The 15,819-nt window shown below is 73.9% G+C and carries 12 protein-coding genes; 4 read left to right on the top strand and 8 right to left on the bottom strand.

The annotated features are described in order from the left end of the window. Genes ACSMXR_RS28095 through ACSMXR_RS28080 form a run of 4 tightly spaced genes read left to right on the top strand, consistent with a single transcriptional unit; the run spans position 1 to position 4,164 of the window. A complete protein-coding gene (locus ACSMXR_RS28095; RefSeq protein WP_364885144.1) occupies positions 1-1,092 on the top strand; it encodes an ABC transporter permease in 1,092 nt (363 codons plus the stop codon). Then, positions 1,089-2,054, top strand: coding sequence for an ABC transporter permease (locus ACSMXR_RS28090; RefSeq protein ID WP_030085261.1), 966 nt, complete (start codon positions 1,089-1,091; stop codon positions 2,052-2,054). The genes ACSMXR_RS28095 and ACSMXR_RS28090 overlap by 4 nt, the downstream gene beginning before the upstream one ends. Further along, complete coding sequence (locus tag ACSMXR_RS28085) at positions 2,051-3,130, top strand: ABC transporter ATP-binding protein (protein ID WP_473170170.1); 1,080 nt, start codon at positions 2,051-2,053, stop codon at positions 3,128-3,130. The genes ACSMXR_RS28090 and ACSMXR_RS28085 overlap by 4 nt, the downstream gene beginning before the upstream one ends. Continuing rightward, entirely contained in the window at positions 3,127-4,164 is a 1,038-nt protein-coding gene (locus ACSMXR_RS28080; RefSeq protein WP_473170169.1) for an oligopeptide/dipeptide ABC transporter ATP-binding protein, read from the top strand. Before ACSMXR_RS28085 ends, ACSMXR_RS28080 begins: the two co-directional genes overlap by 4 nt. A gap of 10 nt (positions 4,165-4,174) precedes the next feature. On the opposite strand, the gene ACSMXR_RS28075 is transcribed toward ACSMXR_RS28080, so the two are convergent. From ACSMXR_RS28075 to infB, 8 genes are all read right to left on the bottom strand, one after another. Then, positions 4,175-4,735, bottom strand: a complete 561-nt coding sequence (locus ACSMXR_RS28075) for a dihydrofolate reductase family protein (protein ID WP_473170168.1) — start codon at positions 4,733-4,735, stop codon at positions 4,175-4,177. 70 nt (positions 4,736-4,805) lie between these two features. After that, the gene (locus ACSMXR_RS28070; protein ID WP_473170167.1) at positions 4,806-5,918 is read right to left on the bottom strand and encodes an XdhC family protein; all 1,113 of its coding nucleotides are present in this window, start codon (positions 5,916-5,918) and stop codon (positions 4,806-4,808) included. A gap of 46 nt (positions 5,919-5,964) precedes the next feature. Beyond that, positions 5,965-6,921 (bottom strand): bifunctional riboflavin kinase/FAD synthetase, encoded by a 957-nt coding sequence (locus ACSMXR_RS28065; protein ID WP_137234420.1) that lies wholly within the window; start codon positions 6,919-6,921, stop codon positions 5,965-5,967. A gap of 43 nt (positions 6,922-6,964) precedes the next feature. Beyond that, complete coding sequence (locus tag ACSMXR_RS28060) at positions 6,965-10,510, bottom strand: trypsin-like peptidase domain-containing protein (protein WP_473170166.1); 3,546 nt, start codon at positions 10,508-10,510, stop codon at positions 6,965-6,967. 224 nt (positions 10,511-10,734) lie between these two features. Then, a complete protein-coding gene (gene truB / locus ACSMXR_RS28055; RefSeq protein ID WP_137234422.1) occupies positions 10,735-11,634 on the bottom strand; it encodes a tRNA pseudouridine(55) synthase TruB in 900 nt (299 codons plus the stop codon). Further along, positions 11,631-12,113, bottom strand: a complete 483-nt coding sequence (gene rbfA / locus ACSMXR_RS28050) for a 30S ribosome-binding factor RbfA (protein WP_137234423.1) — start codon at positions 12,111-12,113, stop codon at positions 11,631-11,633. The genes truB and rbfA overlap by 4 nt, the downstream gene beginning before the upstream one ends. Before the next feature lie 36 nt (positions 12,114-12,149). Next, positions 12,150-12,443 carry a DUF503 domain-containing protein gene (locus ACSMXR_RS28045; protein ID WP_030085244.1) on the bottom strand — a complete coding sequence of 98 codons (294 nt, stop codon included), beginning with the start codon at positions 12,441-12,443 and terminating at the stop codon, positions 12,150-12,152. 177 nt (positions 12,444-12,620) lie between these two features. Then, on the bottom strand, positions 12,621-15,743 hold the full coding sequence (gene infB / locus ACSMXR_RS28040) for a translation initiation factor IF-2 (RefSeq protein ID WP_364885156.1): 3,123 nt from the start codon (positions 15,741-15,743) through the stop codon (positions 12,621-12,623). Positions 15,744-15,819 lie beyond the last annotated feature (76 nt).

Below are 15,819 nucleotides of genomic sequence, written 5' to 3'. Positions count from 1 at the left end.
ATGAGCTCAGAAAGCACTCCCGCGCTGCTCAAAGGCGCGGCAGGCGTGGAGAGCACCGAATCCGGCGGCCCGGCTCCGGCCGGGCCGCCGGCCCGCTCCCCGCGTTCCCGATCCGCGGCCGCCTACGCCCGCTACGCGGCGGGCAAGATCGCCGGAGCGGCCGTCTCCCTCTTCGCCGTCCTCGTCACCAGCTTCTTCCTCTTCCGGCTGATCCCCGGCGACCCGGTCAAGCAGATGACCGGCGGCCGCCAGGTGTCGACCGAACAGATCGCGGCGATGCGCCGTGAGTTCGGGCTCGACCTGCCGCTGTGGCAGCAGTTCACGCAGTACTGCGGCAAGGCGCTGACCGGCGACTTCGGTACGTCGTACCAGTTCCGCGCCCCGGTCGTCGACAAGATCGCCGAGGCGCTGCCCGCCACCCTGCTGCTGACCGGCACCGCCTTCGTCATCTACACACTGCTCGGCATCTGGCTGGGCGCCCGCTCCGCGTGGCGCAACGGCAGCGCCGGGGACCGGGCCAACACCGCGTTCGCGCTGACGCTGTACTCGGTGCCCTCGTTCTGGCTCGGTCTGCTGCTCATCATCACCCTGTCGGTGGGCATCGGCCCGATCCCCGGGATGTTCCCGACCGGCGGTATGGAGTCCGGGAACACCGAGGGCTTCGACCGGGTGCTGGACATCGCCCACCACCTGGTGCTGCCCGTCGTCACGCTGGTCGCCGTGGAGTACGCGCGCACCCTGCTGGTGATGCGCTCCTCGCTGCTGGACGAGATGGGCAGCGACTATCTGACCACCGCCCGCGCCAAGGGGCTGCGCGACGACCTCGTGCGCCGCAAGCACGCCGTGCCGAACGCGATGCTGCCGACGGTGACGCTGCTCTTCGTGAACCTCGGTACGACGGTGGCCGGCGCGATCCTGGTGGAGACGGTGTTCTCCTGGCCGGGGCTCGGCGGCCTCTTCTACCAGGCGCTGAGCGTGCCCGACCTGCCGTTGGTGCAGGCGCTGTTCTTCGTGTTCGCCGCCGCGGTGATCCTGATGAACACGCTCGCCGATGTGATCTATCCGCTGCTCGATCCCCGGGTGGGCCGATGACGACGTCGATGGAGAAGCCCTCCGAACCGCGGGAGCCGGACGCCCGCAAGCCCCCCGGGGAGGTCCGGGGGCCGAGCCCGCGGGCGCTCACCCGGGCCCGGCGGCGGCAGGCGGTGGCCCGCTTCTGGCGGCAGTACCGCACGCACCGGGCCGGGCTCGTCGGCCTCGCCGTGCTCGCGGTGATCGCCCTGCTCGCGCTGACCGCCCCGCTGCTGGTGGGGGCCGACTCGCAGAGCGTGACCAACGCCCCGGGCGGCCCGATGGAGGAGCCGAGCGGTGAATTCCCGCTCGGCACCGACCAGTTCGGGCGCAGTCTGCTGGCTCTCATGCTCTGGGGCACCCGGGTCTCCCTGACCGTCGGGCTGCTCGCCGCGTTCCTGTCGGTGGCGATCGGCACCCTGGTCGGGATCACCGCGGGTCACTTCAAGGGCTGGTACGCGACCGTCGTCATGCGGGTGACGGACTGGTTCCTGGTCATGCCGACCCTGGTGCTGGCCATCGCGCTGGCCACGGTCCTGTCCCGGTCGGTCTGGACGACGATCCTGGCGATCGGCGTGACGACCTGGCCGACGACCGCCCGGCTGGTCCGGGCCCAGACGCTGTCCGTCGAGTCCCGCCCGTACATCGAACGCTCCCGGGCGCTCGGCGGCGGACACCGCCACATCATGTCGCGGCACGTCCTGCCCAATGTGATGCCGCTGGTGCTGGCCCAGACCACGCTCGTGATCTCCACCGCCATCCTCACCGAGGCGACCCTCGCCTTCCTCGGGCTCAGCGATCCCACGATCGTCTCCTGGGGCGGTCTGCTCCAGGACGCCCGCGAGGCCGGCGCGGTCAGCTCCGGCAACTGGTGGTACCTCGCTCCGCCCGGACTCGCCATCGCCGTCGTCGCCCTCGCCTTCACGCTGTGCGGCCGCGCCATCGAGTCCGTGCTCAACCCCAAACTGGGGGTGTCCCGTTGACCGCCGCCACCACGACCACCACACCGAACCCGGACCCGTCCGGCTCGCCCGGCACGACGAAGCCCACCGGTGATCCGCCGCTCCTGGAGGTGCGGAATCTGACCGTCACCTACGGAAGCGGGGCCGATGCCGTACCCGCCGTACGGGGCGTCGATCTGCGGGTGGAGGCCGGGCAGAAGCTCGGCATCGCCGGGGAGTCCGGCTGCGGCAAGTCGACGCTGGCCCTCGCGCTGCTGCGGCTGCTGCCCACGACGGCCACGCTGTCCGGCGAGATCCTGCTCGACGGCGAGGACGTCCTGACCATGAAGTGGGGCCGGCTGCGGGCGGTCCGCTGGGCGGGGGCGTCGATCGTCTTCCAGGGCGCGATGCACTCGCTGAACGCCGTGCACCGGGTCGGCGACCAGATCGCCGAGCCGATCCTGCTGCACAGCAGGGCCACCCCCGCCGCCGCCCGCAAGCGGGCCGGTGAGCTGCTGGAGCAGGTGGGGCTGCCCGCCGCCCGCGCCCAGGCCTATCCGCACGAGCTGTCCGGCGGGCAGCGGCAGCGCGTGATGATCGCCATGGCGCTGGCCTGCGATCCGCGCCTGATCGTCGCGGACGAGCCGACCACCGCCCTCGATGTGATGATCCAGGCGCAGATCCTGCGGCTGATCGAGCAGCTGGTGGCCGACCAGGACGTCGGGCTGATCATGATCAGCCATGACCTCGCGGTGCTCGCCGACACCTGCGACCGGCTCTCGGTGATGTACGCGGGCCGGGTCGTCGAGGAGGGCCCGGCCCGGCAGGTGTACACGGACGCCCGCCATCCGTACGGCAAGGCGCTCTCCGCCGCCTTCCCGAGGATCGGCGACCTGTCCTCCCGGCACGCCCCGCGCGGGCTGCCGGGCGATCCGCCGGACCCGGCGGCGCTGCCGGGCGGCTGTACGTTCCATCCGCGCTGTCCGGTGGCGCTCGACCCCTGCGCCACCGAGGACCAGGAGCTGCGCGAGGCCGGGGCCGAGCGCCGGGCGGCCTGTGTGCTGGTGGGCGCGGACCGCGCACGCCACGGGGACGAAGAAGCGAGGAGCACCCGATGAGCACCACCCCTCGGGCCGGGCTCTCCCCGGCCGGCACCGCTCCCCTGCTCAGCGCCGAGACGCTGAAGGTCGCCTTCCCCGGCCGGCGCGGGGCCGCCACCGCCCGGGCCGTCGACGGCGTCGACCTCGACATCCGGCCCGGCGAGATCGTCGCGCTGGTCGGTGAGTCCGGCTGCGGCAAGACGACGCTCGCCCGGTCGCTGCTCGGCCTGGTGCCGCCCACCTCGGGGCGGGTCACCTTCGGCGGCGCACCGCTCGACTACACGGGCCGGGCGCTCAAGGCGTACCGCAAGCGCGTGCAGCTGGTCCTCCAGGATCCGAGCGGCTCGCTCAACCCCCGGCACACGGTGTACGACACGGTGGCCGAGGGGCTGCGCATCCACGGGTACGCGGGCGACGAGCGGGCGGCCGTGTCGGAAGCCCTGTCCCGGGCCGGTCTCCGCCCGCCGGAGCGGTTCTTCCTGCGCTTCCCGCACGAGCTGTCGGGCGGTCAGCGTCAACGCGTCGTGATCGCCGGGGCGTTGGTGCTGGAGCCGGAGCTGATCGTGGCCGATGAGCCGGTGGCCTCGCTGGACGCGTCGGTACGGGGCGAGATCCTGGCGCTGCTGCTGCGGCTCCGCGACGAGCTGGGGCTCTCCGCGCTGGTGGTCACCCACGATCTGGGGCTCGCCTGGAACATCGCGGACCGGGTGGCGGTGATGTATCTGGGCCGGATCGTCGAGACGGGCCCGGTCGAGCAGTTGCTCGCGGCCCCGCAGCACCCGTACACCCGGGCCCTGCTGTCGGTGCTCCCGGAGGCGGAGGGCGAACCGGTCGTCCTGGCCGGGGAGCCGCCGGACCCCTCGAAGGTGCCCTCCGGCTGCCGGTTCCACGTCCGCTGCCAGGTGCTGGCCTCGGGCGAGGCGGAACGGGCGGGGGTGGCGGAGGCGTGCCGCACGGTGGATCTGCCGGTGCTGAACGGAGGCGGGGCCGCCCAGGTGGCGTGCCACTGGGCGGCGGCGTGCGGCGAGAGCGCCGAGCTGCCGGCGAGCTGAGGCCGGGTCCTCAGCGGGTCCGGTAGCGGGCGTAGATCAGCCCACTCGCGGCGAAGGCGCGCTCCTCGACGAGTTCGAGGTCGAGGCGCACGCCGTCGGGGAAGAACCGTTTGCCGCCGCCGACCACGCTCGTGGTGATGAAGAGGTGGTACTCGTCGACCAGGCCGGCCGCGATGGCCTGGGCGGCGAGGTTCGGGCCGTCGACGGTGAGGTCGGCGTCCGCCCCGGCCTTGAGCCGGCGCACCGCTTCCGGGTCGAAGGACCGCTCGATCCGGGTCTTCGCGCTGGAGACCTCGTCGAGCGTCGTGGAGTAGACGACCTTCTCGGCGGCCTGCCAGTCGCGGGCGTACTGCGCGATGTGCGGCGGCTGGTCGGGCTCGTCGAGCGCGGTCTCCCAGTAGACCATCGTCTCGTACATCCGCCGGCCGTAGAGGTAGGTGCCGACGGGGCGGAAGAGGTCGTTGACGAAGGTGTGCACCTCCGGGTCCTCGGCCCCGGCGCCGAGGCCGCCCTCCGCCGCCTCGGCGCAGCCGTCGAGCGAGGTGATCATGGAGTAGATCAGCTTGGCCATGGGGTCCTCCGGCTGCGAACGCATCGGTCTGCGGGTGTTCCGGTGTGATGACCTCCGGACCGGCCGGAACTCATCGGTCCCGGTGGATCGCGCCGGTCAGATCGCCGAGCGGGCGGCCCGTGCCGCCCCAGCGGTGCTGGATGATCTCGGCGGCGATGGAGACGGCCGTCTCCTCCGGCGTACGGGCTCCGAGGTCGAGGCCCACGGGTGAGGCGAGGCGCGCGAGATGCGCCTCGTCCACCCCGGCCGCGCGGAGCCGGGCGAGCCGGTCGTGGTGGGTGCGGCGGCTGCCCATGACTCCGATGTACGCGGCGGGCGTGCGCAGGGCCGCGAGGAGCAGGGGGACGTCGAACTTCGGGTCGTGGGTGAGGACGCAGATCACCGTGCGGGCGTCGACCTCGGTGGACTCCAGATAGGTGTGCGGCCAGGCGCGCACCACCTCGTCGGCGGTGGGGAAGCGTTCCCGGGTGGCGAAGGCCGGGCGGGCGTCGCAGACGGTGACGCGGTAGCCGAGGAACGAGCCGATGCGGGCGGTGGCCGCCGCGTGGTCGATCGCGCCGAACACGAGCATGCGGGGCGGCGGGGCGTACGTCCGGACGAAGACGGCGACCTCCTGCATCCGGCGCTGGCCGTGCGCCCCGTACCGCTGGATGCCGGTGAGCCCTTGGGCCAGCAGGCCTCGGGCATCGTCCGTGACGGCCGCGTCGAGCCCTTCGTTCCCCAGCGTGCCGGTGGTGGGCCCGGCGTCGGCGGGGCGGACCACGAGGCGGGCGCCGGTCTCCGCCTCGCCGGACAGAACGGTGGCCTCGGCGACCGGCCGGTCGGCGGCGATCAGGTCGAGCAGCGCCGCGAGCTCCGCCCGCTCGCCCTCCGAGGCGTACGCGCGCACCAGGACCTCGATGGTGCCGCCGCAGGTCAGCCCGACACCGAACGCCTCGTCGTCGCTGATCCCGTACGACACCACGCGCGGCCCCGCACCGTCCAGCACCTCGCGGGCCACCTCGTACAGATCGCCCTCGACGCAGCCGCCGGAGACGCTGCCGAGGACCGTGCCCGCCGCGTCGACGGCCATGACCGCGCCGGGGTCGCGGGGCGCGCTGCCGTGCACGGCGACGACGGTCGCCAGGGCGAAGGGGACGCCGTCGGCGCACCGGGCACGGAGGTCGGGCAGGATGTCGCGCACCCTGTCAGCATCCGTCGTCCCGGGGCGGAACGCACGGTCGGGTACGTCAGTGGGTGCGGTCGTACGCGGCGATCAGCTCGCTGGAGCGCTTCACATCGGCGGCCATGGCGACCAGGAGGTCGTCGATCGAGTCGAACTTCAGCATGCCGCGGACGTACGCGAGGAATTCGACGGCCACGTGCAGCCCGTACAGGTCCAGGTCGACCCGGTCGATGGCGTACGCCTCCACCGTCCGGTCGACGCCGTCGAACTGCGGGTTCGTGCCGACCGAGATCGCGGCGGGCATCGACTCGCCGTTCACCTCCAGCCAGCCGGCGTAGACGCCGTCGGCGGGGATCGCGGTGTGCGGCAGGGTCTCGACGTTGGCCGTCGGGAAGCCCAGCTCCCGGCCGCGCTGCGCACCGCGCACCACGATGCCCTCGACGCGGTGCGGGCGGCCGAGGATCTCGGCGGCCCCGGCGACATCGCCCTCGGCGATCAGCCGCCGGGTGAGCGTGGAGGAGAACGGCTGTCCGCCGCCCGCCTCGCCGGTGACGTACAGGTCGATGACCTCGACGGTGTAGTCGTAGGTGGCGCCCAGCTCGGTCAGCAGCGCGACATTTCCCGCGGCCTTGTGGCCGAAGCGGAAGTTGGGGCCCTCGATGACGGCCTGGGCGTGCAGCCGGTCGACGAGGACCTTCGCGATGAAGTCGGCGGGCGACAGCTTCGAGAACTCGGTGGTGAACGGCAGGATCAGCAGGGCGTCCACGCCCAGCTCCGCCATCAGCTCCGCGCGGCGGTGGTGCGGGGCGAGCAGCGGCGGGTGGCTGCCGGGCCGGACGACCTCGCTGGGGTGCGGGTCGAAGGTGACGACGACGGACGGAACGCCCAGCTCACGGGCGCGTTCGACGGCCCGGCCGATGATCAGCTGGTGTCCGCGGTGCACGCCGTCGTAGGAGCCGATGGTGACGACGCTGCGTCCCCAGTCCTGGGGGATGTCCTCCAAGCCACGCCAGCGCTGCACTGTGACCGCTCCTCGCCCGAACCTGTGTACGTGTGTATGTCGATTACGCAGGTCTAAGACTGCCATGCTCACGCCCCGCCGCCTGCATCGGCATCGGCATCGGCGGACGTGATGTCTCCAACGCCTCGACGGTGCGCCGGGCGCTCGGGCCCACGACCGCCGCCCACTCCTGCGGGGCGTCGGCCAGCCAGCGGGTGACGAGGGCGGCGAATCCGGGCACCTCGCGGGCGAGTTCGACCAGGCCCCGGTCGAAGCGGGCGGCGCCCTCGGGGGTGCGGACCAGCAGCATTCCGGTGCGGTGCACGAGGGCGCGGGTACGGATCTCCGGGCGGCGCCCCGAACCCTCGGCGGCGGCCCGGAGCAGGGCTTCCAGCACATCCGGGTCGCGGCCGGTGACCTGCTCGAACTCCAGGAGCACCTCCAGCAGCTCGGCCCGCAGCGGCCCGGACGCGGGGCTCCCGGCCCCGGCGAGGACCCGGGCGAGCGCGGCCCGCACCGGCGGCGGGGCGGGGCGGTCCCGCAGCAGCCCGGTGACCAGGGGCAGCAGGAGCGCCCGGGCGGCGGGACCATGCTCCAGGCGGAGGTCGACGTACTCGGCGGCGTGCGTGCCGTCCTCGGGGTGGGCGTCGATGTACTCCCGTACGAGCCCGGCGACGTGCAGCGCGAGCGCGGGCGTGTCGAGGCCGGCCAGCGCCCGCAGCACCGCTCCCCCGCCGTCGCCGGGGCGGGCGAGGCGGGCGCGGAGGGCGGCGAGGACCGGCTCCGGGTGGGCCGGGAACACCTCGGCGAGCAGTTCGACGGAGAGCCGGGAGTCTCCGGCGGCGAACGCGCGCAGGGCCGCCGGGAGGTGGCTCCTCCTGGCCACCGGGTCGCGGACGAGGAGGGTGAGGGCGGCGGCGTGCAGCTCGGCGTCCTCGGCCCGGTCCAGCAGCACGAGGGCGGCGGAGCGCAGCAGGGCCCGGTCGCCCTCGGCGGTGACCCGCTGCTGGAGGAGCCCGGCGTAGCGGGCGGCGGCGGAGCGGCGGGCCGGGCGGTCCTCGTCGCGGGCCCAGCGCTCGACGGCCCGGCAGAGCACGGTCGGCTCGTCCTCCGCGAGGGCCAGCAGCAGCTCCCCGGCCCGCTGGTGCGGGGTGGCGATCAGCGCGTCGGTCAGCTCGTCGAGGGCGAGGTCGCGGCGGGCGTAGAGCAGGGCCTGCGCGGCGGCGGCGACGGTGGGGCGCAGCGGGACGTCCGGCGCGTCGGGGCCCACGAGCAGCGGGCGTTCGTCGGTGAACCAGCGGCACAGCAGCGGCTGCACGGCCGGGGCGTCGAGGGCGAGGCGGCGGGCGACCGCGTCCAGATAGCGTTCGTCGCCGTCGGTGCGGGGCAGCCCGTCGGCGGGCACCAGACGGCGGAGCAGGTCGATCCGGTCCTCCTCGGGCAGCCGCAGCCGCCGCCAGAACCAGGGCCCGAACTCACCGTACGCCCCGAGGTCGCCGGGCCCGTCGGGGGCGGCGGAGCGGCGGGTGATGCGCCCGGCGAGGACCCGCAGGACGCCGAGGTACGGGCGGGCGTCGGGCACCCGCAGCAGGCTGCCGTTCAGCAGATGGGCCGCCCACCAGGCGGCGTCCTCGTCACGCGGGCCGTCGTCGGTCCACAGCCGGTCCAGCGCCTCGATCAGGTCGGCCATCCGGTGCGCGAGCGCGGCGGTGCCCTGGCGTCGGCCGAGGAGCACCATCGCCTGGATCACCGGCCCGATGCGGTGCCGGGGCACGGGCAGGCTGCGGGGCTCGCCGCCACCGTGCGGGTGCGGGGCGGGGCCCGTACTCCCCCGGTGCCAGCGGTGCACCAGGGAGCGCAGGGCGGCGTCCAGGTCGAGGTGGGCGCCCTGCACCCAGTCGCCGAGCTCCTCGTGGGCGAAGCGGTAGCCGGCTCCGGCGGGGACGAGGAGGCCCTCGGTGAGCACGGCGGAGGCCCAGCCGGTGCGCCAGGGGAAGATCTCCTCGAACGCCGCCCGGTCCAGCTCGCCCTGGCCGGGTCCCAGACAGCGGCGGGCCGCCTCGTGGACCTGGCCCGCGACCCGGGCCGCCAGCCGGCGCACGGCCGCGCCGCGTGGCTGCTCGTCGGCGGCGGCCGCGATCCGGACGGCGGCGCGCACGCACAGCAGGTCGAGGTGGGCGCCGAAGACGTCCTCGGTGTCGGGGCGGCCCGGCACCCCGGGCGGCAGGGCGGCGCGGACCTCGGCGAGGAGCCGCAGGGTGAGCGGGTGCCGGTCGTGGCCGGGGGCGAGGGCGGCGGGCGGGATGCCGTACGCCTCCTTGGCCCGCTCGGCCTGCTCGGGGGTGAGGTCGCCCAGGCGCAGGGCGGGCGGCAGCCGGCGGGCGGGATGCCGCGGGCGGTGCAGGGCCTCCGGGGGCCAGAGGGCGCCCGCGGTCTCCCAGTGCTCGGGGCGGCAGGCGACGACGAGCCGGACGCCGTGCTCGCGCAGCCAGCGCGCGGTGCCGGCCGTCCAGTCGGCGAGCCGGTGGGCCAGCAGCGGCGGCATCTCCTCGGGCCCGTCGAGGACCACCAGGAGCGGGTGCCCGGCCTCGGCGGCGAGCCGGGCGACGCGCTCCGGGGTGGCGGTGCTCATGTCGCCCCGGGCGCCCGCGGCGGAGACGATCCGGGCGGAGCGGATGAGCGTACGGCTCGCGGCGTCGGCGACGGAGGTGTCGTCGGCCAGCAGGTCCGCGCCGCGCAGCCAGAGGGTGGGCGCGGGCGCGCCGCCGTCGGCGCGGCGGGCGGCGAGGGCGGCCAGCTCGGTGGTGCGGCCGGTGCCGGGCGCTCCGACGAGGGCGAGGACCTGGCCCGTACCGGCGGCGAAGGCGGCGAGCTCGGTGTGGACGTCGTCGCGCTCGACCGGTGCGGTACGGGCCCCCGGGCCGTCCGCCGAGCCGACGGAGGTGGCGGTGAGCTGGAGCGCCCCGGCGAGGTTGAGGTCGGGGCCGTAGGCGGGGGCGGCGGTGGCGTTGCGGCGCAGCAGGGCGTCCAGGGTGTCGTCCACGCCCCGGACGATCGGCAGGGCGAGGCCGGCCGCCTCGTGCGGGGCGGTGAGGGCGGTGCAGAGGATGCCGAGGACCGCGCCGGTGGCCGGGTCGGTGACCGGTCCGCCGATGGCCGCCCCGCCCGAGCGCAGGGCGTCGCGCCCGTCGGTGCCGAGGGCCAGCTCCAGAGCGGCGGGGACCGGGTGGGCGGTGCCGTCCGGTGCGGTGCAGACGGCGGGGGTGGTGCCGAGCACCCGGGCCTCGCGCCGTCCGTGGGCGGCGATGTCCACGTAACCGCCCGGCTCGGCGCGGTCGCGTCCGGCGATGGGCAGGGGTTCCGCGTCGAGGGCGTCGGGGCCGCCGGTGCGCAGGAGGGCCAGGCCCAGGGCGGGCAGCGCGGTGATGTCGTCGGGGGCGACGGAGCAGGTGCGGCCGTCGGTGCCGTGCAGGAGGAGCGGGCCCGGGGAGGTGACGGCCTGATGGGCGGTGACGACCGTGCCGCGGTCGTCCGCGACGAATCCCGTCCCTCGCGGCCGGCCGGCCTGATCACAGATTCTTACCAGCTTCGACCGGTCCCCACTGCCCATGGTCCGACGGTAGGCCGCCGGTGATCTCCCGGAGCGCACGGACGGGGAAAGCGCCCCCCACGCCCCCGGTATTCACTCCGAGCGCCCGTCCGTTGGGGTGAATAAGCGTGTCCCCCGAGGAGCAGGGATGGTGCCGGGGAGGGGAAACGTGGAGCGGGCACCGGTTGGGGGGTGGTGCCCGCTCCACAACGATCGGTCGGCGCGTCCGCCGGACACGCCCCGGGTCAGCCGAAGACGGCGAGGCTCTTGGCCTTGCCCTTCTCCTCCTCGACGAGCACGAGGAACGTGCCGTCGGGCCCGAAGACCGCGACCGGCCCCTGCGGATGCGCGGGCATGTCCAGCCGTACGCCGTTGAGGAGCAGCTTCGCGCGCTTCTCGTCCACGTCCCAGCGGGGGAACGCGGAGGCGGCCGCCTCGGCGACCGGCATCACGGTCAGCGCCTCCTGGTGCTGATCGAGCGTCCGGGCCGCGTCCAGTCCGTACGGGCCGACCCGGGTCCGGCGCAGCGCGGTCAGGTGGCCGCCGACGCCGAGCCCGGCACCGAGGTCGCGGGCCAGCGCCCGGATGTACGTCCCGGAGGAGCAGACGACGGAGACGACCAGGTCCACGACAGGGGTGCCGTCCTCGGCGACGGCCTCGCGGACGTCGTAGACGCGGAAGGAGGAGACGGTCACCGGGCGGGCCGGGATCTCGAACTCCTCGCCGCCGCGCACCCGCGCGTAGGACCGCTTGCCGTCGATCTTGATGGCACTGACCTTGGACGGGACCTGCATGATCCGGCCGGTCAGTGCGGCCACCCCGGCGTCGATGCCTTCGCGGGTCACGCCGGACGCGTCGGTGGACGAGGTGATCTCGCCCTCGGCGTCGTCGGTGACGGTGTCCTGGCCGAGCCGGATCGTGCCGAGATACTCCTTCTCGGTCAGCGCGAGGTGACCGAGCAGCTTGGTGGCCCGCTGGACGCCGAGCACGAGCACTCCGGTCGCCATCGGGTCCAGGGTGCCGGCGTGGCCGACGCGCCGGGTGCGGGCGATGCCGCGCATCTTGGCGACGACGTCGTGCGAAGTGAAGCCGGACGGCTTGTCGACGATGACAAGGCCGTCCGGCGTGGTGGTCTGCTCGGTCATGCGGAGGCGGGGCCCTCGTTCTTGTCGGTCGAGCCGGGGATGTCCGCCTCGTCGTCCTCGTCCTCGGGCTTGCGGTACGGGTCGGCGTCGCCGGCGTACGTCGCGCCCGTGGACACCTGGCGCACCTCCGCGTCCTTGGCCCGCGCCTTGTCGAGGAGGTCCTCGATGGTGCGGGCGTTGTCCGGGAGGGCGTCCGGGACGAAGGCCAGGCTCGGCGTGAACCGGACCCCGGTCTGCCGTCCGACCTCGGAGCGGAGGACGCCCTTGGCGCTCTCCAGCGCGGCGGCGGAGGCCGCGCGCTCCTCGTCGTCGCCGTAGACCGTGTAGAAGACCGTGGCCTCCCGCAGGTCGCCGGTGACCCGGGCGTCCGTGATCGTCACGAATCCCAGCCGCGGATCCTTGATTCGCCGGTCCAGGGTCTCCGCGACCACGACCTGGATGCGATCGGCCAGCTTGCGGGCCCGCGCGTTGTCGGTCACCGGTCCGTCACTCTTCCTTCTGATTTCGCTCGACTGTCAGTCTTCGTCACTGTGCAGCCGCCGTCTCACCGACAGCAGCTCCACCTCCGGGCGTCCCGCGACCAGCCGCTCGCAGCGGTCCAGTACGTCCGTGAGGTGTCCGGTGTCCCCGGAGACCACGGCAAGGCCGATCTCGGCCCTGCGGTGGAGATTCTGTCCGCCGGTCTCGGCCACGCTCACCGCGTACTTGCGCTGGAGCTCGGCCACGATCGGGCGGACGACGGAACGCTTCTCCTTCAACGACCGTACGTCGCCGAGGAGCAGATCGAAGGACAGGGTCCCCACATACATGCGTGTCCGGATGTCCCGCCGGTTCGGGTTCGCGCCCCGCCAGAGCTTGCCGGGGACATCAGAACCGTACCGGAACGGCCGGAGCCGATCGACGGAAATACGCCCCGTCGACCGGCCCCGACCGTGGTGGCCGGGTTCCGGGGGCGAACCCCCGGGACCCGGCCCAATCCTTGCGGATCAGCCTCGCGGCTTCTCGCGCATCTCGTACGTCGCGATGACGTCGTCGATCTTGATGTCGTTGAAGTTTCCGAGGTTGATACCGCCCTCGAAGCCTTCGCGGATCTCGGTGACGTCGTCCTTGAAGCGGCGCAGACCGGAGATGTTGAGGTTCTCCGCGATGACCTTGCCATCGCGCAGCAGGCGCGCCTTGGTGTTGCGCTTGACCTCGCCGGAGCGGACCAGCACACCGGCGATGTTGCCCAGCTTGGACGAGCGGAAGATCTCGCGGATCTCCGCCGTGCCGAGCTCGACCTCTTCGTACTCCGGCTTGAGCATGCCCTTGAGGGCCGCTTCGATCTCTTCGATCGCCTGGTAGATGACCGAGTAGTACCGGACGTCCACGCCTTCGCGCTCGGCCATCTGCTGCGCACGCCCAGCGGCGCGCACGTTGAAGCCGATCACGATGGCGTCGGAGCCGGTCGCCAGGTCGATGTCCGACTCGGTGACCGCACCCACACCGCGGTGCAGGACCCGGATGTCGACCTCTTCACCGACGTCGAGCTGGAGCAGCGAGGACTCGAGAGCCTCCACCGAACCGGACGCGTCGCCCTTGATGATGAGGTTGAGCTCCTGGACCAGACCGGCCTTGAGCGCCTCGTCCAGGTTCTCCAGGGAGAACCGGACACCCTTGCGGGCGAAGTTGGCGTTGCGCTCGCGGGCGGCACGCTTCTCGGCGATCTGACGGGCCGTACGGTCCTCGTCGACGACCAGGAAGTTGTCGCCGGCGCCCGGGACGTTGGTGAGACCGAGCACGAGGACGGGGGTCGAGGGACCCGCTTCCTCGACGTTCTGACCGTTGTCGTCGAGCATGGCGCGCACGCGGCCGTAGGCGTCGCCCACGACCATCGTGTCGCCGATGCGCAGCGTTCCGCGCTGGACCAGGACGGTCGAGACGGCACCGCGACCGCGGTCGAGGTGGGACTCGATCGCAATACCCTGCGCGTCCTGGTCGGGGTTGGCCCGCAGGTCGAGCGAGGCGTCGGCGGTGAGGACGACGGCCTCCAGGAGCGCCTCGATGTTGAGGCCCTGCTTGGCGGAGATGTCGACGAACATCGTGTCGCCGCCGTACTCCTCGGCCACCAGACCGAACTCGGTGAGCTGACCGCGCACCTTGGTCGGGTCGGCGCCCTCGACGTCGATCTTGTTGACCGCGACCACGATCGGCACCTCGGCCGCCTTGGCGTGGTTCAGCGCCTCGATCGTCTGGGGCATCACACCGTCGTTGGCCGCCACCACGAGGATCGCGATGTCGGTCGACTTCGCACCACGGGCACGCATGGCGGTGAACGCCTCGTGACCCGGGGTGTCGATGAAGGTGATCTTGCGGTCCTCGCCGTTGACCTCGGAGGAGACCTGGTACGCACCGATGTGCTGCGTGATGCCGCCGGCCTCGCCCGCGACGACGTTCGTCTTGCGGATCGCGTCCAGCAGTCGGGTCTTACCGTGGTCGACGTGACCCATGACGGTCACGACCGGCGGACGCGAGACCAGAGCCTCTTCGCCGCCCTCGTCCTCGCCGAACTCGATGTCGAAGGACTCGAGCAGCTCGCGGTCCTCCTCCTCGGGGCTGACGATCTCCAGGACGTAGTTCATCTCCTCGGCGAGAAGCCGGAGCGTCTCGTCGGAAACGGACTGCGTGGCGGTGACCATCTCGCCGAGGTTCATCATCACGGCGACGAGCGACGCCGGGTTGGCGTTGATCTTCTCCGCGAAGTCGGTGAGCGAGGCGCCGCGCGACAGCCGGACGGCCTGTCCGTTGCCGCGAGGCAGCATGACGCCGCCGACCGACGGGGCCTGCATGGCCTCGTACTCCTGGCGCCTCTGCCGCTTCGACTTACGGCCACGACGCGCCGGACCGCCGGGACGGCCGAACGCACCCTGTGTGCCACCGCGGCCACCGGGGCCGCCGGGACGGCCACCGAAGCCGGGACGACCGCCGAAGCCGCCGCCGCCACCGGGACGACCGGCACCGCCGCCGCCACCGGGACCGGCCGGACGACCGGCGAAGCCGCCGCCGCCACCGCCACCGGGACGACCGGCGAAGCCGCCGCCGCCACCGGGACGACCGCCGCCACCGGCACCGCCGGGACGACCGCCACCGCCGGGACCACGGCCACCGCCGGGGCCACCACCGGGACGCGGGCCCGCGGCGGGACGCTGCGGCATCATGCCCGGGTTGGGGCGGTTACCGGCGGGACCGCCGCCGGGACGCGGAGCCTGCGGGCGGGGCATGCCGCCCGGAGTGGGACGGGCACCGCCCTGACCCTGACCACCCTGCGGACGCGGGGCGCCGCCGGGGCCGCTGCCCTGGGGGCGCGGGGCGCCGGGGCGCTCCGAGCCGCCACCGGGGCGCGGGGCACCGCCGGGACGGGGCGCCGAGGGGCGCGCCATGCCGGTGGAACCGCCGGAGGTGAAGGGGTTGTTGCCCGGACGGGGACCGGCCGGACGGGCGCCGCCGGGGCGCGGTGCGCCCTGGCCCGCGGGACGTGCGGGGCGGTCGCCGCCACGCTCGCCGCCACGGCCGCCGTCACGCTGGCCGCCGTCGCGCTGACCGCCGGCCGGAGCCGGACGGGCGGGGGCGGGACGGGGACCCGGGGTGGCACCCGCGGGACGCGGGGCCTGGGGCTGCTGAGGGGCAGCCGGTTGGGCCGGAGCCGGAGCCGAGAACTCGGCGGCCGGGACCGGGGTCACCGGGGCCGCCTTCGGCGCGGGCTTCGGGCCCGGACGGGGGCCCGCCGACGGCGCGGAGGGCGCCGCCGGGGTGCTGCTCGGGGCCTCGGCGGCGGCCGGCTTGGGAGCCGGTGCGCCGGGCTTGGGGGCAGCGGGACGTGCCGCAGCGGCCGGGGAGGGCGCTGCGGGCTTCGCGGGCGCCGCCTTGCGGGGCGCACCAGGCTTGGCAGCGGACTTGCCGGCGTTGCCGCCGGGCCCCTGCAGTGCGTCGGTCAACTTACGTACAACCGGCGCCTCGATCGTCGAGGACGCCGAACGGACGAATTCACCGAGTTCTTGGAGCTTGGCCATGACGACCTTGCTCTCGACGCCGAACTCCTTGGCGAGTTCGTATACCCGGACCTTAGCCACTTCGCTCCTTTTAGGTCCGGGTTACCGCCGGACCGTCGCTACTTCATGGGCGTACTCATCGCGTACTCATCGAGTG

The organism is Streptomyces sp. DSM 106670, assembly GCF_055792845.1.
This window is presented reverse-complemented; position numbering and strand designations above follow the sequence as displayed.

Coding starts and splice junctions, on each gene's coding strand:
- ACSMXR_RS28045 (WP_030085244.1), bottom strand. CDS start 12,443: ATGTATGTGGGGACCCTGTCCTTCGATCTGCTCCTCGGCGACGTACGG.
- ACSMXR_RS28060 (WP_473170166.1), bottom strand. CDS start 10,510: ATGGGCAGTGGGGACCGGTCGAAGCTGGTAAGAATCTGTGATCAGGCC.
- ACSMXR_RS28080 (WP_473170169.1), top strand. CDS start 3,127: ATGAGCACCACCCCTCGGGCCGGGCTCTCCCCGGCCGGCACCGCTCCC.
- ACSMXR_RS28075 (WP_473170168.1), bottom strand. CDS start 4,735: ATGGCCAAGCTGATCTACTCCATGATCACCTCGCTCGACGGCTGCGCC.
- ACSMXR_RS28090 (WP_030085261.1), top strand. CDS start 1,089: ATGACGACGTCGATGGAGAAGCCCTCCGAACCGCGGGAGCCGGACGCC.
- truB (WP_137234422.1), bottom strand. CDS start 11,634: ATGACCGAGCAGACCACCACGCCGGACGGCCTTGTCATCGTCGACAAG.
- ACSMXR_RS28095 (WP_364885144.1), top strand. CDS start 1: ATGAGCTCAGAAAGCACTCCCGCGCTGCTCAAAGGCGCGGCAGGCGTG.